Origin of the sequence: Providencia sp. PROV003 (assembly GCF_045040775.1) — a bacterium.
GTDB classification, from domain to species: domain Bacteria; phylum Pseudomonadota; class Gammaproteobacteria; order Enterobacterales; family Enterobacteriaceae; genus Providencia; species Providencia huashanensis.
Map to the genome: position 1 here is coordinate 4201766 of NZ_CP096369.1, position 22639 is coordinate 4224404.

Annotated in this window: 21 protein-coding genes; 14 read left to right on the plus strand and 7 right to left on the minus strand. The window is 39.0% G+C overall.

Annotated elements, in window-relative coordinates; genetic code table 11:
* Window positions 1–19: 19 nt before the first annotated feature.
* The gene (lpcA, locus tag M1F14_RS19345) at window positions 20–598 is read right to left on the minus strand and encodes a D-sedoheptulose 7-phosphate isomerase (RefSeq protein ID WP_042848711.1); all 579 of its coding nucleotides are present in this window, start codon (window positions 596–598) and stop codon (window positions 20–22) included.
* A gap of 387 nt (window positions 599–985) precedes the next feature.
* Here lpcA and fadE point away from each other — a divergent pair, with 387 nt between their 5' ends.
* A complete protein-coding gene (gene fadE, locus M1F14_RS19350) occupies window positions 986–3451 on the plus strand; it encodes an acyl-CoA dehydrogenase FadE (protein WP_042848712.1) in 2466 nt (821 codons plus the stop codon).
* A 112-nt stretch (window positions 3452–3563) separates the two neighbouring features.
* Here the strand turns inward: fadE and lysA are convergent, their stop codons facing one another.
* Window positions 3564–4829, minus strand: coding sequence for a diaminopimelate decarboxylase (gene lysA, locus M1F14_RS19355; RefSeq protein WP_042848713.1), 1266 nt, complete (start codon window positions 4827–4829; stop codon window positions 3564–3566).
* 141 nt (window positions 4830–4970) lie between these two features.
* Here lysA and M1F14_RS19360 point away from each other — a divergent pair, with 141 nt between their 5' ends.
* Entirely contained in the window at window positions 4971–5909 is a 939-nt protein-coding gene (locus M1F14_RS19360; RefSeq protein ID WP_166687059.1) for a LysR family transcriptional regulator, read from the plus strand.
* Here M1F14_RS19360 and M1F14_RS19365 read toward each other — a convergent pair.
* The gene (locus M1F14_RS19365; protein ID WP_042848715.1) at window positions 5880–6800 is read right to left on the minus strand and encodes a LysR family transcriptional regulator; all 921 of its coding nucleotides are present in this window, start codon (window positions 6798–6800) and stop codon (window positions 5880–5882) included. The two genes, M1F14_RS19360 and M1F14_RS19365, sit on opposite strands and share 30 nt — an antisense overlap.
* A gap of 136 nt (window positions 6801–6936) precedes the next feature.
* Here M1F14_RS19365 and M1F14_RS19370 point away from each other — a divergent pair, with 136 nt between their 5' ends.
* Both M1F14_RS19370 and M1F14_RS19375 read left to right on the plus strand, forming a co-directional pair.
* Entirely contained in the window at window positions 6937–7809 is an 873-nt protein-coding gene (locus M1F14_RS19370; RefSeq protein WP_042848716.1) for an MBL fold metallo-hydrolase, read from the plus strand.
* 163 nt (window positions 7810–7972) lie between these two features.
* A complete protein-coding gene (locus M1F14_RS19375) occupies window positions 7973–8617 on the plus strand; it encodes a DsbA family protein (protein ID WP_166687058.1) in 645 nt (214 codons plus the stop codon).
* A 19-nt stretch (window positions 8618–8636) separates the two neighbouring features.
* Here M1F14_RS19375 and M1F14_RS19380 read toward each other — a convergent pair whose 3' ends face one another.
* Window positions 8637–9455, minus strand: a complete 819-nt coding sequence (locus tag M1F14_RS19380; RefSeq protein WP_226619186.1) for an A24 family peptidase — start codon at window positions 9453–9455, stop codon at window positions 8637–8639.
* Between the two features lie 274 nt (window positions 9456–9729).
* Here M1F14_RS19380 and rsmE point away from each other — a divergent pair, with 274 nt between their 5' ends.
* The 4 genes from rsmE (at window position 9730) to ruvX (ending at window position 12480) form a co-directional block, all read left to right on the plus strand.
* The gene (gene rsmE / locus M1F14_RS19385; RefSeq protein WP_042848719.1) at window positions 9730–10461 is read left to right on the plus strand and encodes a 16S rRNA (uracil(1498)-N(3))-methyltransferase; all 732 of its coding nucleotides are present in this window, start codon (window positions 9730–9732) and stop codon (window positions 10459–10461) included.
* A gap of 9 nt (window positions 10462–10470) precedes the next feature.
* Complete coding sequence (gene gshB, locus M1F14_RS19390) at window positions 10471–11418, plus strand: glutathione synthase (RefSeq protein ID WP_129466814.1); 948 nt, start codon at window positions 10471–10473, stop codon at window positions 11416–11418.
* Between the two features lie 82 nt (window positions 11419–11500).
* Complete coding sequence (locus M1F14_RS19395) at window positions 11501–12064, plus strand: YqgE/AlgH family protein (protein ID WP_042848721.1); 564 nt, start codon at window positions 11501–11503, stop codon at window positions 12062–12064.
* A complete protein-coding gene (gene ruvX, locus M1F14_RS19400) occupies window positions 12064–12480 on the plus strand; it encodes a Holliday junction resolvase RuvX (protein WP_042848722.1) in 417 nt (138 codons plus the stop codon). The genes M1F14_RS19395 and ruvX overlap by 1 nt, the downstream gene beginning before the upstream one ends.
* Window positions 12481–12548: 68 nt before the next feature.
* Here the strand turns inward: ruvX and M1F14_RS19405 are convergent, their stop codons facing one another.
* From M1F14_RS19405 to M1F14_RS19415, 3 genes are all read right to left on the minus strand, one after another.
* Complete coding sequence (locus tag M1F14_RS19405) at window positions 12549–14426, minus strand: metallophosphoesterase (RefSeq protein WP_048608248.1); 1878 nt, start codon at window positions 14424–14426, stop codon at window positions 12549–12551.
* Window positions 14427–14615: 189 nt separating this feature from the next.
* Window positions 14616–15824, minus strand: a complete 1209-nt coding sequence (locus M1F14_RS19410; protein WP_071547812.1) for an adenosylhomocysteinase — start codon at window positions 15822–15824, stop codon at window positions 14616–14618.
* Window positions 15825–15851: 27 nt separating this feature from the next.
* Entirely contained in the window at window positions 15852–17096 is a 1245-nt protein-coding gene (locus M1F14_RS19415) for an MFS transporter (RefSeq protein ID WP_071547811.1), read from the minus strand.
* Window positions 17097–17447: 351 nt separating this feature from the next.
* Here M1F14_RS19415 and M1F14_RS19420 point away from each other — a divergent pair, with 351 nt between their 5' ends.
* The 6 genes from M1F14_RS19420 (at window position 17448) to hemW (ending at window position 22616) form a co-directional block, all read left to right on the plus strand.
* Complete coding sequence (locus M1F14_RS19420) at window positions 17448–18437, plus strand: LacI family DNA-binding transcriptional regulator (protein WP_042848727.1); 990 nt, start codon at window positions 17448–17450, stop codon at window positions 18435–18437.
* A 304-nt stretch (window positions 18438–18741) separates the two neighbouring features.
* Window positions 18742–19434 carry a YggS family pyridoxal phosphate-dependent enzyme gene (locus M1F14_RS19425; protein ID WP_181469119.1) on the plus strand — a complete coding sequence of 231 codons (693 nt, stop codon included), beginning with the start codon at window positions 18742–18744 and terminating at the stop codon, window positions 19432–19434.
* A 14-nt stretch (window positions 19435–19448) separates the two neighbouring features.
* Window positions 19449–20270: a pyrroline-5-carboxylate reductase gene (proC, locus tag M1F14_RS19430; protein WP_181469118.1), complete on the plus strand. Its 822-nt coding sequence runs from the start codon at window positions 19449–19451 to the stop codon at window positions 20268–20270.
* 19 nt (window positions 20271–20289) lie between these two features.
* Window positions 20290–20874, plus strand: coding sequence for a YggT family protein (locus M1F14_RS19435; protein WP_042848730.1), 585 nt, complete (start codon window positions 20290–20292; stop codon window positions 20872–20874).
* A gap of 16 nt (window positions 20875–20890) precedes the next feature.
* Window positions 20891–21484, plus strand: a complete 594-nt coding sequence (rdgB, locus tag M1F14_RS19440) for an RdgB/HAM1 family non-canonical purine NTP pyrophosphatase (RefSeq protein ID WP_071548825.1) — start codon at window positions 20891–20893, stop codon at window positions 21482–21484.
* A complete protein-coding gene (gene hemW, locus M1F14_RS19445) occupies window positions 21477–22616 on the plus strand; it encodes a radical SAM family heme chaperone HemW (RefSeq protein WP_071547809.1) in 1140 nt (379 codons plus the stop codon). Before rdgB ends, hemW begins: the two co-directional genes overlap by 8 nt.
* Window positions 22617–22639: the final 23 nt, after the last annotated feature.

Sequence of the window (22639 nt, forward strand, 5' to 3'; positions counted from 1 at the left end):
TCCTAAACCGGTTAAAACTTTACTTCACCATCTCTTTTTCAATCAACTGAATTAAGATATGGATAACTTTAATATGAATTTCTTGAATGCGATCAGCATAACCAAAGTGTGGGACACGGATTTCAATATCTGCGGTACCTGCCATTTTCCCGCCATCTTTACCTGTTAGCGTGATTACTTTCATCCCTTTCTCACGAGCAGCGCTAATCGCTTTGATAATATTCCCTGAATTACCAGATGTTGAGATGCCCAGTAAAACATCACCTTTCATCCCTACTGCTTCAATAAAACGTGAAAAAACATATTCATAACCGAAGTCATTACTGACACAAGACAGATGACTAACATCTGAAATTGCAATCGCTGGATAACCGGGACGATTTTCACGATAGCGCCCTGTTAACTCTTCAGCAAAATGCATCGCATCGCAGTGTGAACCACCATTACCACAAGACAATACTTTGCCACCAGCTTTAAAAGAATCGGCTAACAATACGGCTGCTTTTTGAATAGCTTCAATATTTGCGTCATCGCTAAGGAAATTTGATAGCGTGTCGGCAGCTTCTGTTAGCTCGCCACGGATCAGGTCTTGATACATGAGGTTTCCTCTTAATTAAGAACATGTTACAGAGAGTATGATTAATTTATATTTAAAATAGCCTAAATAAAAATGCCATCTAATGGCAAAGAGTAGATAGGTATCCACAATTAACCTTTAATACTCAGATTGTTGCACAGGGATTGTTTTGTTTCTACTTTTGATTGTGCTGTCTTAGCTTCGTAGAAAAAGACCTCCTTTTTCCTTACTAGTAACCATAATTTTTTAATGGCCTTAATGTAAATTACCTTAACCATTTTCATAATTTGGTGTTTTTGTGAGCCAAGTTGTAATTAGGATGTAAATACATTGCTAATTCTTTATTAATGGGTATAGATTAAGATAACAAACAGGTCAGACCTCTTACAAGTGGACAGGAGCTTAACTATGATCCTTCTCAGCATTGTGTTATTCCTAGCCTTAATTGGCGTACTTTGTTATCACAAAACATCGTTGGTTTTTAGCGCAATATTATTATTGGCTTATACTGCTGTTATGGGTGTGATAAATATTTGGAGCTACTGGATGTTATTGCCAGTCGCCTTAGTATTATTTCCATTTGTTTTCAGCCCAATACGCCAATCATTATTTTCCGCCCGCGCTATGAAAATGTTTCAAAAAGTCATGCCACCAATGTCAAGAACAGAAAAAGAAGCCATTGATGCAGGGACAACTTGGTGGGAAGGCGACCTTTTCCGAGGAGCCCCTAATTGGAATAAGCTTCATGACTACCCAAAACCACAATTGACTGCCGAAGAACAAGCATTTATTGATGGTCCCGTTGAAACAGTTTGTGGCATGGTCAATGATTTTGAAGTGAGTCATGAGCTCGCAGACCTCCCTCCTGAAGTGTGGCAATATTTACGCGATCACCGTTTCTTTGCCATGATCATCAAAAAAGAATACGGAGGTCTTGAATTTTCTGCCTATGCTCAATCACAAGTATTACAAAAACTTGCCGGAGTTTCGGGCATACTGGCAATAACTGTCGGTGTTCCTAACTCTTTAGGTCCTGGTGAACTCCTACAACATTATGGTACCGATGAGCAAAAACAGCGTTATTTGCCGGGTTTAGCTACTGGTGAAGAAATTCCATGTTTTGCTTTAACAAGCCCTGAAGCAGGGTCTGATGCAGGTGCGATCCCAGATACTGGCATAGTTTGCATGGGTGAATGGCAAGGTGAACAAGTCCTTGGTATGCGTTTAACATGGAATAAACGCTACATTACCTTAGCACCAATCGCGACCGTGTTAGGGCTAGCCTTTAAATTATCTGACCCAGATAAACTATTAGGCGGAGAAAAAAACCTTGGTATCACTTGTGCTTTAATTCCAACCAATACACCGGGGGTCGAAATTGGCCATCGCCATTTCCCTCTTAATGTGCCATTTATGAATGGCCCGACTCGCGGTCAAGATATCTTTGTTCCTATTGATTACATCATTGGTGGGCCAAAGATGGCGGGGCAAGGTTGGAGAATGCTTGTCGAGTGTCTCTCTGTCGGACGCGGTATTACATTACCATCTAACTCAACAGGAAGTCTGAAGAGCATCGCTATTGCAACAGGGGCTTATTCCTATATTCGTCGCCAGTTCAAATTATCAATTGGTAAAATGGAAGGGATTGAAGAACCATTAGCACGCATTGCTGGTAACACTTATTTGATGGATGCAGCAGCAACTTTGATTACGTCGGGGATTATGTTAGGCGAAAAACCCGCGGTTCTCTCTGCTATCGTAAAATACCATTGTACTCATAGAGGTCAACGCGCCATTATTGATGCAATGGATATCACTGGTGGTAAAGGAATTTGCCTTGGCGATTCAAACTTTGTCGCCAGAGCCTACCAAGGTGCGCCAATCGCTATTACGGTTGAAGGGGCCAATATTCTCACTCGTAGTATGATCATCTTCGGCCAAGGTGCTATTCGTTGTCATCCATTTGTATTAGACGAAATGGCTGCTGCAAAAGATAATAATTTGCATAAATTTGATAAAGCTGTATTCGGGCATATCGGTCATGTGATTAGTAACCAGTTCCGGAGTTTCTGGTTAGGCTTGACTAACGGTCGTGGCAGTAGCGCGCCAACAAAAGACGAAACACGCCGTTATTATCAAATGTTAAATCGTCAAAGTGCTAACTTAGCTTTATTGTCTGACGTGGCAATGGGGGTGTTAGGCGGAAGCTTAAAACGTCGTGAGCGTATTTCGGCACGCTTAGGGGATATTTTAAGTAACCTGTACCTTGCCTCTGCAACCCTAAAACGCTATGAGGATGAAGGTCGCCAAAAAGCAGATTTACCGCTAGTAAAATGGGCTGTTGAAGATTGTCTCTATCAGTCAGAAAAAGCCATGGATGATTTATTGAAAAACTTCCCTAATAAAATGGTAGCGGCGATAATGCGAGTGACACTCTTCCCTGTTGGCCGTTCTATGTCGATGCCATCTGACCGACTTGACCACAAACTGGCGCAGCTACTGATGGAACCTTCTGAAACACGGGATAGATTAGGTCGTGGTCAGTACTTAACACCAACAGAAAACAACCCGCATGGCTTAGTAAACCAAGCACTACTCGATATTATTGCTGCTGAGCCAATCTTCGACCGTATCTGCCGTTTAAAAGAGCGTAAACTCAGCTTTACTCGCTTAGATGAACTAGCAGACCAATTACTCCCTGAAAATGTAATTACGCAAGAAGAAGCTGATATTTTACGTAAAGCGGAAGCTAGCCGGTTACGGACTATTAATGTGGATGAGTTTGAGTTTGATGACTTAGGGGTACTTCCGTCAAAAAAGTCTCCTGACGAACCTTCAAGTGAAGATACAAGTAAGAAAAAGAAAGCAGCTTAATTTATAAAGTAAATTATAAAAGGTTATCTTCTTAGAAGTGAGTTTAAGGGTAACAACAAAAAGCCAGCTAGTTATTATAGCTGGCTTTTTGTATGTAAATTATATTTAAAACTTATAATTCCAATTCTAATGCTAATAATTCTTCAATCGTTTGGCGGCGACGGATCAGCGTTGGCTTGCCATCTACAAACATGACTTCCGGTAATAATGGACGACTATTATAATTCGAAGACATAGATGCACCATAAGCGCCAGTATCGTGGAAAACTAAATAATCCCCTACTTTGACCTCAGGTAATGCGCGTGTAACAACTAAACCACCCTCTAATTGAGTAAATACATCCCCTGACTCACATAGAGGGCCTGCAATAATAGTATCGATGAGTTGAGAGCTATCAGCACAACTGCCATCCGCAGTTAGAACAGATACATGATGATAGCTGCCGTACATCGCAGGGCGCATTAAATCATTAAAACCGCTATCCACTAACACATAATGGCGGCTCCCCATATCTTTAACCGCACGGACTTCCGCCAGCAAAACACCGGATTCAGCCATTAAATAACGCCCCGGTTCTATCTCAAGTTCGACTGAGTGCCCTAAATGCTGCTCTATACGCTGACGGGCGTTATTCCATAAACTATAATAATGTTGTACATCTATTAATTCATCGCTTTCACGGTAAGGGGTTGATAACCCTCCCCCTGCCGAAATCGCATGCAGGTCAACCCCAGCGGTGGTGACCAATGCCACCATTGAATCACACACATCAGCAAGATGTTGGTAATCAACGCCAGAACCAATATGCATATGAATGCCCACTAACGATAAATTATAGTGACGAATTTTTTCTAACGCGGCTGGTAAATCTTCATGCCAAATACCGTGCTTGCTATTCTCACCACCCGTATTAGTCTTTTGGCTATGGCCATGACCAAACCCCGGGTTAATCCGCAACCAAACTGGGTGACCAGATTTTTTCTGACCAATTTGGTCTAACATGTCAATCGACCCTGCATTTACCGGAATATCCAGAGCCGTCACTTTTTCTAATGTTGCTCTGTCCAATACATCTGCGGTAAAAACAATTTCTGAGTTTTCACGCCCTGCTTGGAAGCCAGCGACCAGCGCACGTTCTATTTCACCTAAAGAAACAGAATCTACTTTGACCCCTTGCTCTTTCATTAAACGGAGGATATGAATGTTAGAGCTTGCTTTTTGTGCAAACCTAACAGTATCAAAGACTTGTAATTGCTTAATACGCTCAATGATTACAGCGCTATCATAAACCCAAACAGGGGTTCCATACTGGGCTGGTAATCCACGCAAATGTTCAGGTGTTAAATACTGGCTTGTAGTAGTTGCGAATGAAGTCATTGTCTTTCTCGTTTGCAAATTTTTATGGTCTTAATAATTTATTGTATTGAAATCTATTATTCAGAGAAAAAACGGGAAAAAAAATATCCATTTTGCTAAAGTCTATTCATATTTGATATAGCATTTATTTAGAGGCTAAACATGCAAGCTATCTCTTGGCGTCATATTGAAATATTCCGTGCCGTCATGACTACCCCAAACTTAACGGAAGCTGCTACATTACTGAGCACATCACAGCCCACCATCAGTCGTGAACTTGCTCGCCTTGAATATCTATTACAATTTAAATTATTTGATAGGGTAAAAGGCCGCTTACAACCAACTGCGCAAGGCTTACGTTTTTTAGAAGAAGTCGAGCGTTCTTATTATGGATTAGAGCGGATCAAAAATTCGGCTAAAACTATTCGGCGTTTTGAACACGCACAAATATCCATTACTTGTTTACCGGCTTTTGCCCAGTCTTTATTACCTCAGGTTTGTCAGTCATTTATGGAAAGTTACCCTGATGTAAATATCACGGTGATCCCACAAGAATCCCCAGTTCTGGAAGAATGGCTTTCTGCTCAGCGTTATGACTTTGGCTTAACAGAACACCTTCAACTACCACCCGGCACTGAACAGCAAACGTTAGGCTGTTTAAATGAGGTGTGTGTGTTACCTGCAGGGCACCCCCTTGAACTAAAACAGGTTTTAACGCCTACTGACTTTCAACATCAACGGTTTATCAGTTTGTCATTAACAGACAGTTACCGCCAGTTAATTGATTCAACCTTTACAGAACACCATATTGAACGAAAAATGGTGATGGAGACACACTCTGCATCATCCATATGCGCTATGGCGTTAAAGGGGATCGGGATATCCATTGTAAACCCATTAACAGCGTTAGACTTTCATCAGCAATCTGCAGGGAAATTGGTGATCCGTCCCCTCAGTTTTTCCATTCCATTTACAGTGAGTTTAATTCGCCCCATTCACCGCCCATCTTCTCAACTGACAGATATTTTCACCCAATCACTAAAAAATACCTTCAGCCAAATAGAAGAGAGCTTAGCGTCGGCCTTGTTGCATCAACGCTAACCAATATGGTGACGTTTTGAACCAGTCTGTAAGGAAATCAATCACAGCACGTAATGGTGTAGGCATTTTTTGTCGACTGGTGTATACCCCGTAAATACCTAATGGCATTGGTTGATAATCAGGTAATAATTGAATTAATTCACCACTTGCTAAATACTCTGCGACGGAATAATAAGGTTGCATGGTAACCCCTGCACCATTTAAAGCGCCTTGGGCAAGAAATACGGACTCATTGGCGCTCAACCGCCCGCCAACTAATACCGTATGCTGTTCCCCTTGTTTTTCAAAACGCCAAATGCTGCGCCCAAAAAAGCTATATGTAAGACATTCAAGTAACACTAAGTCTTCAGGTTTAGTGGGCATTTTTTTCCCCGTTAAAAACTTTGGGGAAGCACAAATTACAGAGTGGCAGGTCGATAAAGGCTTAGCAATTAAGTTAGGTTCTAGCTGGTTAGTAATACGGATCGCTAAATCGATACGTTCTTCGATAAGATTAATCGATTTATTAGATATTTGCATATCTATCGTCATATTTGGGTATTGCTGCAAAAATTCTGCCATAGCAACGGATAATGCACTTTGGGCTATCGATTGTGAACAGCTAATGCGCACCAAGCCAGATAGCTCTTTTGCATCATGATGTTGTTGTACAGGTACTAATTGTGAAATCGCATTGAGCTGTAATGATTGCTGATACACCCCCTCACCAGCGGAGGTTAAACTTAAACGCCTTGTTGTTCGATTAAGTAACCGTACTCCAGCCCATTGTTCCATTTCAGATAAATAACGTGTCACCATCGCACGCGACATATCTAACTTTTCAGCAGCACCAACTAAACTGCCTTGTTCCACTATCGTGATAAACACTTGTGCTGCCTTTAACCTATCCATTTACGCCCCATTCGTCCGGTTTATGCAACAAACTTCGCCTAATTATGGTGTTTTTCCGTTAATCATTGCAACTTAATATACATACCAAGCAAAAACGCCTAGTTCATTCTCAGACAATTCAATTTTAGGACTCAAAATGAAATTAACTTTTTTAGCAGCAACAGTATTCATCGCAACATCATTTCAAGTAGCACAAGCCGAGAAATTAACACTCGATATCTATAACCCAGGTAACAACAGTGTATTCCCTGTGTCATCTGAAATTATTAGTGGCCCTAATGAAGTCGTATTAATCGATGCTCAGTTTCAAAATAATGATGCTCAACAACTGGTCGATAAAATTAAAAAACTCAATAAAAAATTAACCACTATTTATATTAGCCACTCAGACCCTGATTATTATTTCGGCTTAGAGACAATTACAAAAGCCTTTCCTGAAGCTAAAGTAATTGCAACATCTGAAACCGTTGCCGCTATTAAAGCGACTAAAGATGGCAAGCTCGCTTATTGGGGAAATGAGTTAAAGGGTGAAGCTCCGACCCATGTGATAGTCCCCGAAATCATCAAAGGGAATAGCTTTACTGTTGATGGCGAGAAACTAGAGATAAAAGGCCTTGACGGTGCTTCGCCAGATAGAACTTATGTGTGGGTTCCATCGCTAAAAGCCGTTGTCGGTGGTGTGATTGTTTCAGACAATATACACGTTTGGGTGGCTGATACACAGACTAAGGCATCACGCCAAAATTGGCAGCAAACGTTAGAAAGTATCAAAGCACTGAACCCGACGATTGTCGTCCCTGGTCATTTCACGGGAGCATCTAAATTGGATATTGGTACGGTGACATTTACTCAGCAATACTTACAAGATTTTGAAACCGCCGCGCAATCGAGTAAAAACTCGAATGAATTAGTACAGCAGGTTGCAGCTAAATACCCACAACTGGATGATAAATCAAGTTTAGAGCTAAGCGCTAAGGTTATTAAAGGCGAAATGCAGTGGCCTCAATAAATTAGTATCACTCCCTTATAACAACCATTTTGTATATTTAACATACTGAATAATATGCCTAGAAATACAACCGCGAGTATAAGGGAGATTGTTGTATATAACTGTTGATAATAATGATACAACTTAACTCAAATTAACCCCAAATTATTACAGAGGATCAATAATGAAAAATATAACCCTACACTATATTTATGACCCTTACTGCGGCTGGTGTTATGCAGCAGCCCCTTTAGTGGAAATTGCAACCAAACACCCCAGTACCAATGTTGAGATGCATGGTGGTGGCATGTTAGCCGGTGATGCGCGTTTGCATCTTGATGATAATTTTCGCCAATATATTATGCAATCAGATAAACGTATTGCAGCGATGACAGGGCAAGTTTTTGGTGATGACTATATAAAAATGCTCCATGAACCTAATTTAGTCATGGACTCCCTACCACCACAAACCGCTATTTTAGCTGCAACCAAGCAAGGTAAAGGCTTTGAGATGCTTAAAACCATTCAAAAAGCCCATTATATTTCTGGGCGTCATATTAATGATACGGCAGTGCTTGCTGAATTAGCCCAAAAGCTTAGCTTGAATGCTGAGCAGTACACCAGTGATTACACGCAATGTGAACAAAATGAAACTGCAAAACACATACAGAATAGTAAAGCATTGCTCGCCCAGTCTGGTGCGTCAGGTTTCCCTACGCTGTTAATTCAGCAACAAGGGAAATGGTTACGGGTTCCTTTACAAAATTACCTTGGGTCACCAGACAAATGGCAGCAATTTTTAGACTCGTTGGTCGCTGCTGCGTCTTAACCCTTACATTTAGTTGTCGCTAACCAATACGCAGTATAGATAAATACAGCAAGATACTTGCACTAATGATAATTGTAGGCCCGAATGGTATGGTTTGGGCTATTTCATTTACTAACGGCTTAGCACTTACACAACTTGGAGAATGACCCCCTTGGCTTATTTTCGGCAATACCCAATGAGCGAATGCATAATGTAACAGCCCTAAACAAGCCGCAAGCCCTATAAAATAAGGTAATAACCATACCCCTAACCATGCAGCACACGCTGCAATTAATTTTAAGTCCCCTCGCCCCATCTGTGGTTGTTTTTTAATTTTTTCCACGAGTGTAACGGTAATTAGCATCATAAAATAACTCAATATAACTGCATAGATAGCCGAAATGACATTGCCTTGAGGTAAGTTAATTTGATATAGCAAACCAGACCACAATAAAGGATAGGTTAGTACATCCGGTAAATAACCCATTTTATAATCAATAATAAATAACGGTGTTATTAAATTAATAAAAACCACTAAAAACAACATTACCCATAAACTATTAAATGACCCAATAATAATACAACCGAACACCCCATATAGAATAAGTAAAGTATGAAGTTTAATTGTTATTTTGTTTTTCCCAAAACACCAAACAGGGAGATAAATAAGTAACTTTTGAGTCATTAAAACGGATAAAAACAACACAACAAGAAATATAACATCTTGTTTACATAGATGAAATCCAATTGACTCAATAAAAAAAAGCCTTTCATCCCCCTGCCAGGAAGATATCATATTTGTCATATTATCAATAAATGATTTAATATATGATAATAAAAAATAAAATAATTCCTTCATTTTATACTTCCTTCCATTACGGAGCCAAAATAAATATACTCGCTATTCTGGCTTATCCCAACACTTTAATTCCGTGTTATTTCGTCGGTTTATTCGACATTTTCAGCTTTTATTTTTTTGAGTAATTATTGATAAAATTACCACCGCACAGACGTACTACAATTAGCATTTTTTTCGTTATAAACTAAGCGCTAGTGCTTGTGTTTAGAGATTCAATCCCCATATTCATCAAAGCTATCTTATTTATTAACCTAGTCTGTACTAAGGAAAAGCTATGCGCATCCCACGCATTTATCACCCAGAGCCTCTTAAAACGAATATGACAATTTCTCTTGGTGATGACGCCACAAACCATGTAGGGCGAGTACTACGCATGACTGCGGGGCAAAAACTCGAACTTTTTGATGGTAGCAATCAAACGTTTGATGCTGAAATTACTGAAGCGACTAAAAAGAATGTATATGTTCGCATTGTAGATAGCCGTATTGATGATAGAGAGTCCCCTCTCGATTTGCATTTAGGGCAAGTGATGTCCCGTGGAGAAAAGATGGAATTTACCATCCAAAAATCCGTAGAGTTAGGGGTGAATATCATTACACCACTGTTATCAGAGCGTTGCGGCGTTCGCTTAGAAGGTGAGAGGTTAGCGAAGAAATTACAACAATGGCAAAAAATTGCTATTGCGGCCTGTGAACAATGTGGGCGCAACCGTATCCCAGAAGTCCGCCCCGTACAAACACTTGAAGATTGGTGTGCAGAAGATGATGGCGCATTTAAAGTTAATCTTCATCCTAGGGCAACAGAAAGCATCAATACACTGCCAACTGAATTGAAAAAAGTCAGGTTGTTAATTGGCCCTGAAGGGGGGTTATCAGCCGATGAAATCGCAATGACAGCAAATTATCAATTTACCGATATACTGTTAGGGCCTAGAGTATTACGAACAGAAACGACTGCGCTAACCGCTATCACTGCACTGCAAGTGCGCTTAGGTGATCTGGGTTAAGGAGAAAAAATGATCAAGCTCGGTATAGTGATGGACCCAATTTCATCCATCAAAATCAAGAAAGACACCAGTTTTGCGATGATGTTGGAAGCTCAGCGTCGTGGTTACGAAATCCATTATATGGAAATGAATGACCTGTATTTACACCAAGGTGAGGCTAGAGCACAAACTAAAATAGTCACTGTCGAAGAAAACCCTGCCAAATGGTATGAGTTTCATGGTGAGCAAGACATCGCTCTTGGTTCACTTGATGCTATTTTAATGCGTAAAGATCCGCCTTTTGATACCGAATTTATTTACGCTACCTATATTTTAGAGAGAGCAGAACAAGCGGGCTCTTTAATTGTCAATAAACCGCAAAGTCTGCGTGACTGTAATGAAAAATTATTTACCGCTTGGTTCCCTGAGCTGACACCAGATACGTTAGTCACTCGTAGCCCACAAAAACTGAGAGAATTCCACCAGCAACATGGGGATGTTATTTTCAAACCATTAGATGGCATGGGTGGCGCTTCCATTTTCCGTCTAAAACAAGATGACCCAAATGTTGGTGTCATTATTGAAACGCTAACCGAACATAGTTCCCGTTACTGTATGGCTCAGAACTTTTTACCATCAATTAAAGACGGTGATAAACGTGTATTAGTTGTCGATGGCGAACCTGTTCCATATTGCTTGGCACGTATCCCTGCACAAGGTGAGACTCGTGGTAACCTTGCCGCTGGTGGCCGAGGTGAAGCTCGTCCTCTTAGTGAAAGTGATTGGGCCATCGCACGGGCTGTCGCGCCAACGCTGAAAGAAAAAGGCTTAATTTTTGTTGGTCTTGATATTATTGGTGACCGTCTGACTGAGATTAACGTTACTAGCCCAACCTGTGCGCGTGAAATCGAAGCAGCATTCGATATTTCTATCACGGGTATGTTGATGGATGCGATTGAACGTCGCCTAAAAAAATAAGCCATAAATGGTTAAAAAGGCCTGTTTAGGTCTTTTTAACTGGTTGTTTTAAAGTTGTTATTAAATTCAATGGAGCCTTAGTTTGAATCTGCAAAACCATTTTCTTATCGCCATGCCATCCCTAACAGACCCTTATTTTGAACAGTCTGTTGTTTATGTGTGTGAGCACAATGAAAAAGGGGCGATGGGGATAGTAATTAATAAGCCTATTGATGATTTTTCCGTCGATACAATGCTCAAAAAACTTGAAATTACGATATCTGATAAAGTTAATAACCGTAACTTAGAAAGGCCTGTAATTGCTGGTGGCCCTGTGGCAGAAGAACATGGGTTTATCTTACACACACCAATAACTGGTTTCTTATCTAGCCTACACTTAAATGAAGATGTCATGGTCACCACCTCCAAAGATATTTTAGAAACGCTTGGTGGTGAGGATTCCCCCGAGAACTCCCTCGTAGCACTCGGCTATTCAAGCTGGGAACCGGGCCAACTTGAACGAGAAATTATGGAAAATAGCTGGTTAACGGTGGAAGCTTCCCCTAAGCTCATTTTTGATACCCCTATTAATGAACGCTGGGCTGCTGCTGCAAAATTAATCGGTGTTAATATTCATACTATTTCAATGCAAGCGGGGCACGCTTAATGTCTGGAAGAACTTTGCTCGCCTTTGATTTTGGAACTAAAAGTATCGGTGTTGCTATTGGGCAAGAAATTACGGGCACTGCTCGACCGTTGGCTTCTTTAAAAGCCAACGATGGTCGCCCTGATTGGCAACAAATCGAAAAATTACTTAAAGAGTGGCTTCCTCAATTGGTCATTGTCGGCCTGCCACTTAATATGGATGGAACCGAGCAACTCGTCACAAGCCAAGCTCGTAATTTTGCCAACCGCATTCATGGTCGCTTTGGTGTCAAAGTCGAATTGCATGATGAACGGCTATCCACTGTAGAAGCAAAAGCTGGTCTTTTTGAGCAAGGTGGTTACCGTGCATTAAGCAAAGGAAAAGTAGACTCGGCGTCTGCTGTTGTTATCCTTGAAAGCTGGTTTGAGCAAAACTAAGTGGGGCTCCCTTACTGAGAGCCCACTAAAAGTAGAGGACTAACTGCCCCCTAAGATAGTCTTTAATATCACTGGGCTATTTTTATTTGGTAAGTTACTGATTTTGTATCTTGGCTTTTTACTTGCAAAGGATACTCAGTTCCCCATAAAAATGTTGCTGATTTATCTGTATTATGGGGTAATATCAAATTCATTTCTAATGGTATATCCGACACTATACGGTAATTATTTTTCGGCTGTGGGTATTCATGGTGCGCCGAAATATACCCCGTAAATATATCAATATTTCTTTCATTACCAATATCTAAGTAAGGAGCATCTTTGTGCTTTTGAAAGTACGGTGCGTACTTACTCGCAACAATAATAAATGAGTCTGTATCGACCACTTCTTTATTGTTATAGCGAATATTCGAAATTCTCCCTACCGTAGCCCCTTCATTTTTCTTACCGTATAAATCATATAACGGTAATTTGCTAATATTTACATCATAGGTTAGCCCCATAATTGGGTAAAATAAAAAGCTATGGGCATTAGTATTAATTAATGGTGTAGACTCATCTATTGGCATATTATAAATATTTGAGCTCATTTCCAACCATTCGATTAATTGTTGCTTGTTTACCTTTAATGCAGATAAAGAAGCGGGATAAAAAATCTTGTTTAAATCCCTATTGGTTATTTTCCTGTCTTGTATGTCAACAAAAAAACTTGCATCATTTAATGAATAAGATGGTGAAATAGAAATTAACACCTTATCGCTTTCACTCGTAAAATTTCGCATATAATAACGAAGGGAGTCCGCAAGTACAGTTGTTAGGCTTTCATTTCCAATCAGATTAAAATTATTATTGATTTTAAATTTGTCTTGGCTTACTTCTTTGTCTAAGTCACTTTTTAAGTCTTGTTCTGTATCATTTATGCACAACGATATTTTCTCAATAGTACTCTCTTTAGCAACAGAATTTTTTCTATCGACTTGATATCCTTTACTACTTTTTATATCCCACTTATCATTATTCTTTTCTAGAACAAATTTAATAGCGGATAGTGACTCCCCCCACTTACCCGGTTGAGCCGCTGGCTTGCCAAACATTTTCCCATCCTTAACATTAATATTTTCATTAGCTGTTATTTTTTCAGAAGGAAAAACTTCATGAGTATGACCAAATAAAATACCGTCTATATTCGGATTTTTGGCAAGATAAAATGCGACATTTTCCATACCATGTTCAACTTGTGATACATCAATACCTGAATGAGATAAGGCAATAACCAAGTCAGCCCCATCTTTTTTCGCCTGAATAGCAGTACTATTTGCAGCATCTAGCATATCAGTAAATGTAATCTCACTTTCAAGTTTGCTTTTATTAAAAAGCATTGTTTGCATAGGAACTAACCCTAAATATGCGATTTTCAGTAAATGCTTATTACCCGCGTCATCTAAAACCTCTTTTTCCTGAATAATATACTCAGGATAAAGGCTTTTTTGTGACGTATTATCAATAACATTACTTAAAACTACTGGAAAGTTCGCTCCAGAATAAGACCATTTCAAAAACTCAGCACCATTATCAAAATCATGATTACCAGGGGTTGCTACATCATAATTAAGTGCATTTAAACTACAGATAACAGGAGATATACGATAATAGCTTTCATTTTGGTTATAGCGTTTAATAATATGATTTCCTAATGGGTTGCCAGATAATAAATCACCAACATCAACTAAATAGGTGTTTTTATTATCATGCCTAAATTTTTCAATCGCACCAACTAGCGATTTCAAACCATATTTTTCACTTTTTAGATTATTAAAATAATCCTCATCACTTATGAAAGAGTGAATATCAGACGTACCAAGGATATTAATTTCCACTAGGTTATCAGCATAAGACAATGGGATGATAATACTTAAAAGTAATGCAACAGAAAATTTATTCTTCATATTAGTCACTCAAAGTTAATTCCTACAAAAAGCGCTAATCACACCAGCTTCTTATAAGACAATATACTCTTAATAATTCAATATACATGTAGGCAATAAGCAAAGTTAGACCTGGAGCCTAGATAAGCTAAACGACTCAGCAAACTCAGTATAATCAACACAATGTAACTTGAAGTATGTACAAGTAGCTTAATGCGTTATCCAGTTATCACACGCAAGTTGTGCTACTTTCATTTCTATATCAAAAGGAACAGGTTGCGGAATATTTTTTAATGCTTTGCTATCTAAAGCAATTTTTTCTAAACTTAATGTTTGTAAAGCGAGGCCTAAATCCATAACTTCAATAGGATTACCATTTCCTGCAGACAAATTAACAAGGTTTGCATCCGACATTAGGAATATATTTTTACCCGTTTTCAATTGGTATTTATTAATTTTAGGTATGACCTCTTCACTATTATTACTTAAATTCTTCAATGCATTCACATCAATTTCACGTTGGAAATGCCCCGCATTAGCCACAAGCACATTATTTTTCATTGCAGAAAAATGTTCTGTAGTAAGTATATTATCTCGCCCAACGACACTCACAACAAAGTCGGCATCCTGTAACGTACTGATTAATTCAGCAGTTTGAAAACCTTCTAAATGAGCTTCTAATCGAGTAAGCGGATTTGTATCTACTACCGTAACATGTGCCCCCATTCCCCTAAAACGCTGTGCCACACCAGAGCCACAATAACCATATCCAATCACCACTACTTTTTTACCGTGTATCATTACATTAGTTGCATGAGCAATACTTTCCACAACAGATGAGCCAACACCATATCGATTCTCTATAATTCTTTTAGACTGAGTATCATTAATAATTAATGTTGGCCAAAGCTGAGATGTGAAATCTTCCCTTAACCTATTTGCTCCTGTGGTTGTTTCTTCCGTCGCACCAATAATTACTTTTTGTAATGCCTTAAATTTAGGATCGGTAAGAACCAGCTCATGTAAATCTGCACCATTATCGGCGATGATATCCGGCTTCATTTCCAAGACATTTTTACAATAGGCTATATGGTCTTCAAAAGATTCATCTCTCCTCGAAAAAACACTCACATTCATATATTTTACTAATGCTGCCGCTGTTTCATCTTGTGTAGAACCAGGAGAACCTGTAATAGCAATTTTTGCGCCACCTTTTGTCAAGGCTTCAAGCCATACCCCTGTTTTTGCTTCAACATGTAAACAAATACCAATTGTCAGACCTTTAAATGGTTGTTCTTTTTCAAGTCTTTCAATTAAACTTTGCATAATAGGCATATGTGCTTTGGCCCAATTAATACGTTTTATTCCTTTATCTGCTAAATTAATATCAGCAATAGAGTATTGATGAGTATCTAACATAATATATACCTCAATATTTTTACATTTTTATGAATAAGCATGCTGTTTTTTTCTATTTGAAAAAAACATGTACAGTACATAAATAAATGTGAATGTAATCGTATAGCTAGTGAATACAATCCAAAACATTTTCCAATCTACAACCCCATTTATCGTATTAAGATCTAATACCCAGCCACTCAATATGGCACCTAAGAAAGTACCAAATCCATTAACTAAAGTAGTAAATACGCCTTGTGCTGTAGAACGAAATTCAGGTGCTATTTCTTTTTCCAAGAATAAAGAACCCGAAATATTAAAGAAATCAAAGGCGCAACCATATACTAACATTGAAAGGAATAATGCTATTGTTCCTATATAGGTAAAATCACCATATGCAAATAACCCGAAGCGTAAAATCCAAGCTATCATGCTCAACAATAAAACTTTTTCTATCTTGATATACTTTAATAAAAAAGGAAGTAACAATATAAAAATCACTTCTGAGAATTGCGATATTGATAAAAAAATTGTCGGGTAGGTTGAAAAAATAGAGTTTTGAGCCTCTGGTGCGGCAGCCAGATCCTGCAAAAAGGGTACACCGAGAGTATTCGTGATTTGTAAAACAGACCCTAGCAGCATAGAAAAAAACAAGAAAACAACGACTTGAGATTTCCTAAATAAGACAGCCAAATCACTAAATTTAAATGAATGAGGATCACATTCCAAATTATGGTTATCTTTATTTACCGATATAAAAATAACAGAATAAAGGCTTAAAGCCACGGAAGCTATTGCTGCTATATACAATTGATAATAACTCATCTCTAACTTTAATAAGCTAATAATCCACATTGCAGCTATAAAACCAACAGTTCCATACACCCTGATTTTTGGGAAATAATTTTCTGATTTTAATTTTTCCCTATCCAGTATTTCAAAAATTATACTATTACAGATTGACATTGTTGGCATATAAAAAATCAGATGAACTAATGTCATGGCGAAAAGCAAACTAACCGAAGTACTATGTGCCATTGCAATCAAAAAAAACGCCGATATTAAATGAATGGTAACATAGACGAATTTTCTATTATTAATTCTATCTGCAATTAGCCCCATTAAAATAGGTGAGCATAGTGATGCAATGCCTAAAGAACTAAAGACTAACCCAACATCTCCACCTGTAAAGTGGAGTGTATTAAACATATATGAAGCAAATGTAACTAGCCAAGAGCCCCATATAAAAAACTGCATAAACGAGACTATTTTTAATCGAGTAATTGTGCTCATAATAATTTATTTACCTCACTCAATATTACGTAAACACGTTTATATACAATGTACATTCGGTATGGCTAATAAAAACATTGATTCTACTACTGAGCATTTTCCTCTAATGCATTTCTTGGTTTTAATTAATGTACTGGGTATTAAACAAGAATAAAGTGATATACTTCACAGCAAGTAATACGTATGACTTGACATGGATCACATAAAAACATAAAGCTTGCAAATTAATAAGCCCAAACAAAATTTATCATTTAGTATGAGCGTATTAGATCATTTTTAATTCGTTTAGAATAACGCATCCATCTGTTTATAAAGTATTTTTTATGTTTTCACTCTTGATATGGAGAAAAAATGTCTACTGTTAACAGTAAAGATGTCGCCCGTTTAGCTAACGTCTCACAGTCGGCTGTATCTCTTGTATTTAGTGGTCGTTACCAAGGCCGAGTATCTGAAAAAACCCGTGAAAAAATCCTCTGTGTGGCAAAAGAGCTAGGCTATCAGCCTAATATCAATGCACAAATTTTACGTAGTGGAAATTCACGTACCGTTGCATTTATTGTCCCCGATATTCAACAACCCTATTTCGGAAAAGTCGTTCATGCTGCAGAGCTTTCAGCAACCAAATCCGGGTATTCTTTAATTCTTTTAGATAGTTATGCCAACAAACAATGGTCTGAACATTTATTTTCATTATTTCAAAGTAAACTAATTAGTGGCTGCATTATTTATTCATGTGAAAAAAAACATATCGAATTATTAGAAAATTACCGAGATAAGCTGATATTCATAGAGTCTGATGATGAAAAAAATAATGACATTCTTTTAGATATTGATAAAACGATCAAATCTGCGTTCTCTATTACGCATAAAATGAAACGGTTTAAGGTTGGTTTTTTTAGATCTGATATCCCAAGGCAACATTTTCTAAATCGCCATAAATTATTTAACAATGAATTCGAGTCATTAAACTATGTAGAAAAATCTAAATGTGTCATTTACTCATCCTTTAACCTTGCTGAAGCAACCCAAAATGCAGCATCTTTACTTCAGCAAAAACCCAATATTGTATTTTGCGATGATGACTTATTAGCTGGTGCGCTTTATCGAGCAGCAAAGCAGCTTAACATCACGATTCCTAAAGATGTTGCCGTGATCGGATTCAATGATACTGACCTTTGCAATTATTTAAACCCCGAACTGTCTACGGTTAAAATACCCACTCAGTATATAGGCGAATTAGCGATAAAAATGCTTTTAGATAAAATTTCCGACCGGAAAGAACCAATAAAACAAGAAGTTATTAAATTGGAAATCATTACAAGGGGTTCAACACAGTTTTGATTATCGAGTTCGGGTTGCCGTTATCTTTTACTGCTGTCATTAATGTGCCTATTTTGTCAGCATCACCGTCTGTTATGAATCAATCGGCCTTTTGCTATTATCTGGGAAAGCAGATTTAAGGACACTGTTAGAAAATGCTTTTTTATCAAGCTTAATCAGTATTTTTTTGAATTCCCCCTATGCAAAGGTGCCGTTCTGACGCGATTTGCTTTACACTATGGTCAATAACCGCAATTCATCTACTTGGTAAATAGACCTGTACGTGAATACACCAATATTGAATTAAACTATATTGAATAAAACAATGACCATTCAAAATAATATCTCTGATGTCACAGCACGTATTGATCTTGCCGCCGCAGAGTGCCAACGCTCACCACAAGACATTACGCTGCTTGCTGTAAGTAAAACCAAACCTTGTGAAGCTATTTCAGAAGCCATTGAGGCTGGTCTTTTCCAATTTGGTGAAAATTATGTTCAAGAAGGTGTTGAAAAAATTCAATATTTTTCAAATAGGAATGACCTTGTTTGGCATTTTATCGGCCCATTACAATCCAATAAAAGCCGCCTAGTTGCCGAACACTTTGATTGGTTTCACACCCTTGACAGGGCAAAAATCGCTCAACGATTGAACGACCAACGTCCTAGCGATAAAGCCCCTTTAAATGTTCTCATCCAAATCAATATTAGTGATGAGAATAGTAAATCGGGGATCACCTTAGCGGAATTAAACGAACTAGCCGCCCAAGTCGCCACTATGCCTAATCTGGTATTACGTGGTTTAATGACAATCCCTGCCCCCGAAACAGATTACGAACGCCAGTGTGCCACATTTCGCAAGATGGATGCTGCATTTAAGCAATTACAAACAAATTACTCTACCGTCGATACACTTTCGATGGGTATGACTGATGACATGCGCGCAGCAATTCATTGCGGCTCTACTTTGGTACGTATAGGAACCGCTATTTTTGGCGCTCGCCAGTATCACCAATAAATAAGGAGAACAGAATGCAACATCGTAAAATTGCCTTCATCGGTGCCGGAAATATGGCTCAAGCCATTATTACAGGTTTGGTTAACCACGGTTACCCTGCATCCATGATCACGGTTTGTTCTCCAACCCCTGTACGCCGTGACAAACTCGCCGAACAGTACGGTATAATCAGTCGCCATGACAACCTAGCCGCAGTGCAAGCCGCCGATGTGATTATGCTCGCAGTCAAACCACAAATGATGAAAGAGGTCTGTGAGCCACTGCAACAAGTTACCAATTTTGACCAAAAATTAGTCCTCACCATTGCTGCGGGCATCCCTGCTGAACGCTATAACGAATACCTCGCACACCCGCTTAATTTAGTGCGCATTATGCCAAATACGCCATCATTAGTGGGTAAAGGCGTTAGTGGGTTGTTTGCTCAAGGGCAAGTATCAGAGCAAGACAAAAAATTCGCACAAGAACTCATGCAAAGCGTTGGGACAACAATTTGGTGCCAAAAAGAGCAAGAGATCAATAATATTATTGCGATTACAGGCAGTTCCCCTGCTTATTTCTTCTTATTTATGGAAGCAATGCAGCAAAAAGCGCAACAACTCGGTTATGATAGTGTGCAAGCCCGTGAATTAGTCCTCAATGCCATAGAAGGCTCTGTGGAACTAGCTAAATCACAAAGTGATACAGCCTTTTCAACATTACGTGAACAGGTCACCTCTAAAGGCGGTACTACCGCGATGGCTTTAGAACAATTTTATAATGGAAATCTTCCGCAAACTGTTGCCAATGCAATGCAAAGTGCAATTGACAGAGCCAAAGAGATGGAAAAACTTTTTTAATTTAATCGCGGAATTTGCCATGAAGACTATCGTTTTTGTTGTCACTACCCTGATCCAGCTGTACATTTTTGTTTTACTACTGCGTGTTTGGATGCAATGTGTACGTGCCGATTTTTATAACCCATTTTCAAAATTTGTCGTTAAGGCAACTCAACCCATTGTTGGGCCATTACGTCGAGTGATCCCCGCTATTGGCTCAGTCGATACCGCTTCAGTTGTTGTCGCTTTTGTGCTGGCATTAGCTGCAATTATTTTCGGTATGTGGGCAACTAATTTACTGCCAATTTTAGGTGTTACGATCCTACCTATGGGGGTTATTTTATTATTAACCTACGCAGGTAAATTGATTTTCTGGATGATTTTAATCCGCGCTATTTTAAGCTGGGTCAGCCAAGGCCGTAACCCTGTTGACTATTTATTGTACCAATTAACAGAACCATTAATGGCACCAATCCGTCGTATTATTCCAGCAATGGGCGGGTTAGACTTCTCAGCCATGATTGTGATGTTTATCTTGATTGCGCTTAACTATTTGCGTGTAGATATTTCCTTATGGATTGACCCATCACTCACAGCAATGATGTATTCCATTGGTATTATGTAAAAATGAGTTCTAAATGATGCAAAAAGTTGTTTTAGCCACCGGCAATCCGGGAAAAGTGAATGAGTTAGCCGACTTACTCCGTGATTTTGGTATGGATATTGTCGCGCAAACTTCATTAGGTGTTGAATCTGCTGAAGAAACAGGTTTAACCTTCATTGAAAATGCTATCCTGAAAGCCCGACATGCTGCGGCGCAAACGGGCTTACCCGCAATTGCCGATGATTCAGGGATCTCTGTTGATGCACTGGGAGGAGCTCCGGGTATCTACTCCGCACGTTATGCGGGGGAAGAGGCGAATGATGAGCAAAACCTTATAAAATTACTTAATGCAATGGAACATGTGCCTGATGGCCAACGTCAGGCACAATTTAACTGTGTTTTAGTGTATTTACGCCATGCAGAAGACCCGACTCCCTTAGTATTCCAGGGTCGTTGGCAAGGCATTATTACTCGTGAACGTAAAGGCCAAGGGGGTTTTGGTTATGACCCTATTTTCTATATCCCTGAATTGGGTTGTACTTCAGCGGAGTTAACTAAAGCAGAAAAACAAGCCATTTCACATCGTGGTAAAGCCCTAACAATGATGTTGGAAGCATTAAAAAATGCTTAAACAACCACCATTGAGTTTATATATTCATATTCCTTGGTGTGTGCAAAAGTGCCCATATTGTGATTTCAATTCACACACCCTCAAAGGGGAAATTCCCCAAATGGAATATGTTGAGCACCTATTGGCAGACCTTGATATTGATGCGCAATTAATTGGTGAACGCCCTGTCAAAACTATTTTTATTGGTGGGGGAACCCCGAGTCTGTTAACTGCCGAGTCCATGCAAGCCTTGATGGATGGTATTCGCCAACGTATCCAGTTAGATGTACAAGCTGAGGTTACCATGGAAGCTAACCCCGGAACGGTAGAGGCAGACCGTTTCGCTGGCTATCAAGCTGCGGGGATCAACCGAATTTCCATTGGTGTGCAAAGCTTTGGTAATGATAAATTAATAACATTAGGTCGCATTCATGGTCCTGATGAAGCAAAGCGTGCCGCTCAATTAGCGACAAATTTAAATTTGAGAAGCTTTAACCTCGATTTAATGCACGGCCTCCCATCTCAAACTCGCAATGAAGGTTTATCTGATTTACGTCAAGCTATTGAGCTTGCCCCACCGCACTTGTCTTGGTATCAGTTGACCATTGAACCTAATACTCAATTTGGGTCACGCCCTCCCACGTTACCTGACGACGATACTCTGTGGGATATCTATACAGAAGGTCATAAATTATTGAGTGCAGCTGGTTATCAGCAATACGAAACGTCAGCTTATGCCAAACCGGGTTATCAATGCGAGCACAATCTTAATTATTGGCGATTCGGTGATTACCTTGGTATTGGCTGTGGAGCACACGGTAAAATCACATTTGAAGATGGAAGAATTTTACGTACAGTAAAAACCAAGCACCCTCGTGGCTATATGGAAGGTCGTTACATTCATCAATCCTATGATGTTGACACCAAAGATAGGCCATTTGAATATTTTATGAACCGTCTCCGCTTACTTGAAGCAATGCCTCGTGATGAATTTACCCAATATACTGGGTTACCCGAATCAACAGTTAGACCAGCTATTGATGAAGCATTAACAAAGGGTTATATCACTGAGACGGATAACGAATGGCAAATTACAGAACATGGAAAACTGTTTCTCAACTCGTTGTTAGAATTGTTTTTAGATGAGGAATGATTTTTAAGCAAAAAATCGTTTGT

Excerpts from the sequence above, each read along its gene's own strand:
- M1F14_RS19365 (WP_042848715.1), bottom strand. The coding sequence starts at position 6,800 with ATGGATAGGTTAAAGGCAGCACAAGTGTTTATCACGATAGTGGAACAA.
- M1F14_RS19360 (WP_166687059.1), top strand. The coding sequence starts at position 4,971 with ATGCAAGCTATCTCTTGGCGTCATATTGAAATATTCCGTGCCGTCATG.
- ruvX (WP_042848722.1), top strand. The coding sequence starts at position 12,064 with ATGTCTGGAAGAACTTTGCTCGCCTTTGATTTTGGAACTAAAAGTATC.
- proC (WP_181469118.1), top strand. The coding sequence starts at position 19,449 with ATGCAACATCGTAAAATTGCCTTCATCGGTGCCGGAAATATGGCTCAA.
- rsmE (WP_042848719.1), top strand. The coding sequence starts at position 9,730 with ATGCGCATCCCACGCATTTATCACCCAGAGCCTCTTAAAACGAATATG.
- fadE (WP_042848712.1), top strand. The coding sequence starts at position 986 with ATGATCCTTCTCAGCATTGTGTTATTCCTAGCCTTAATTGGCGTACTT.
- M1F14_RS19375 (WP_166687058.1), top strand. The coding sequence starts at position 7,973 with ATGAAAAATATAACCCTACACTATATTTATGACCCTTACTGCGGCTGG.
- M1F14_RS19425 (WP_181469119.1), top strand. The coding sequence starts at position 18,742 with ATGACCATTCAAAATAATATCTCTGATGTCACAGCACGTATTGATCTT.
- lpcA (WP_042848711.1), bottom strand. The coding sequence starts at position 598 with ATGTATCAAGACCTGATCCGTGGCGAGCTAACAGAAGCTGCCGACACG.
- M1F14_RS19435 (WP_042848730.1), top strand. The coding sequence starts at position 20,290 with ATGAAGACTATCGTTTTTGTTGTCACTACCCTGATCCAGCTGTACATT.
- M1F14_RS19415 (WP_071547811.1), bottom strand. The coding sequence starts at position 17,096 with ATGAGCACAATTACTCGATTAAAAATAGTCTCGTTTATGCAGTTTTTT.
- M1F14_RS19405 (WP_048608248.1), bottom strand. The coding sequence starts at position 14,426 with ATGAAGAATAAATTTTCTGTTGCATTACTTTTAAGTATTATCATCCCA.
- M1F14_RS19370 (WP_042848716.1), top strand. The coding sequence starts at position 6,937 with ATGAAATTAACTTTTTTAGCAGCAACAGTATTCATCGCAACATCATTT.
- M1F14_RS19410 (WP_071547812.1), bottom strand. The coding sequence starts at position 15,824 with ATGTTAGATACTCATCAATACTCTATTGCTGATATTAATTTAGCAGAT.
- rdgB (WP_071548825.1), top strand. The coding sequence starts at position 20,891 with ATGCAAAAAGTTGTTTTAGCCACCGGCAATCCGGGAAAAGTGAATGAG.
- hemW (WP_071547809.1), top strand. The coding sequence starts at position 21,477 with ATGCTTAAACAACCACCATTGAGTTTATATATTCATATTCCTTGGTGT.
- lysA (WP_042848713.1), bottom strand. The coding sequence starts at position 4,829 with ATGACTTCATTCGCAACTACTACAAGCCAGTATTTAACACCTGAACAT.
- M1F14_RS19380 (WP_226619186.1), bottom strand. The coding sequence starts at position 9,455 with ATGAAGGAATTATTTTATTTTTTATTATCATATATTAAATCATTTATT.
- M1F14_RS19420 (WP_042848727.1), top strand. The coding sequence starts at position 17,448 with ATGTCTACTGTTAACAGTAAAGATGTCGCCCGTTTAGCTAACGTCTCA.
- gshB (WP_129466814.1), top strand. The coding sequence starts at position 10,471 with ATGATCAAGCTCGGTATAGTGATGGACCCAATTTCATCCATCAAAATC.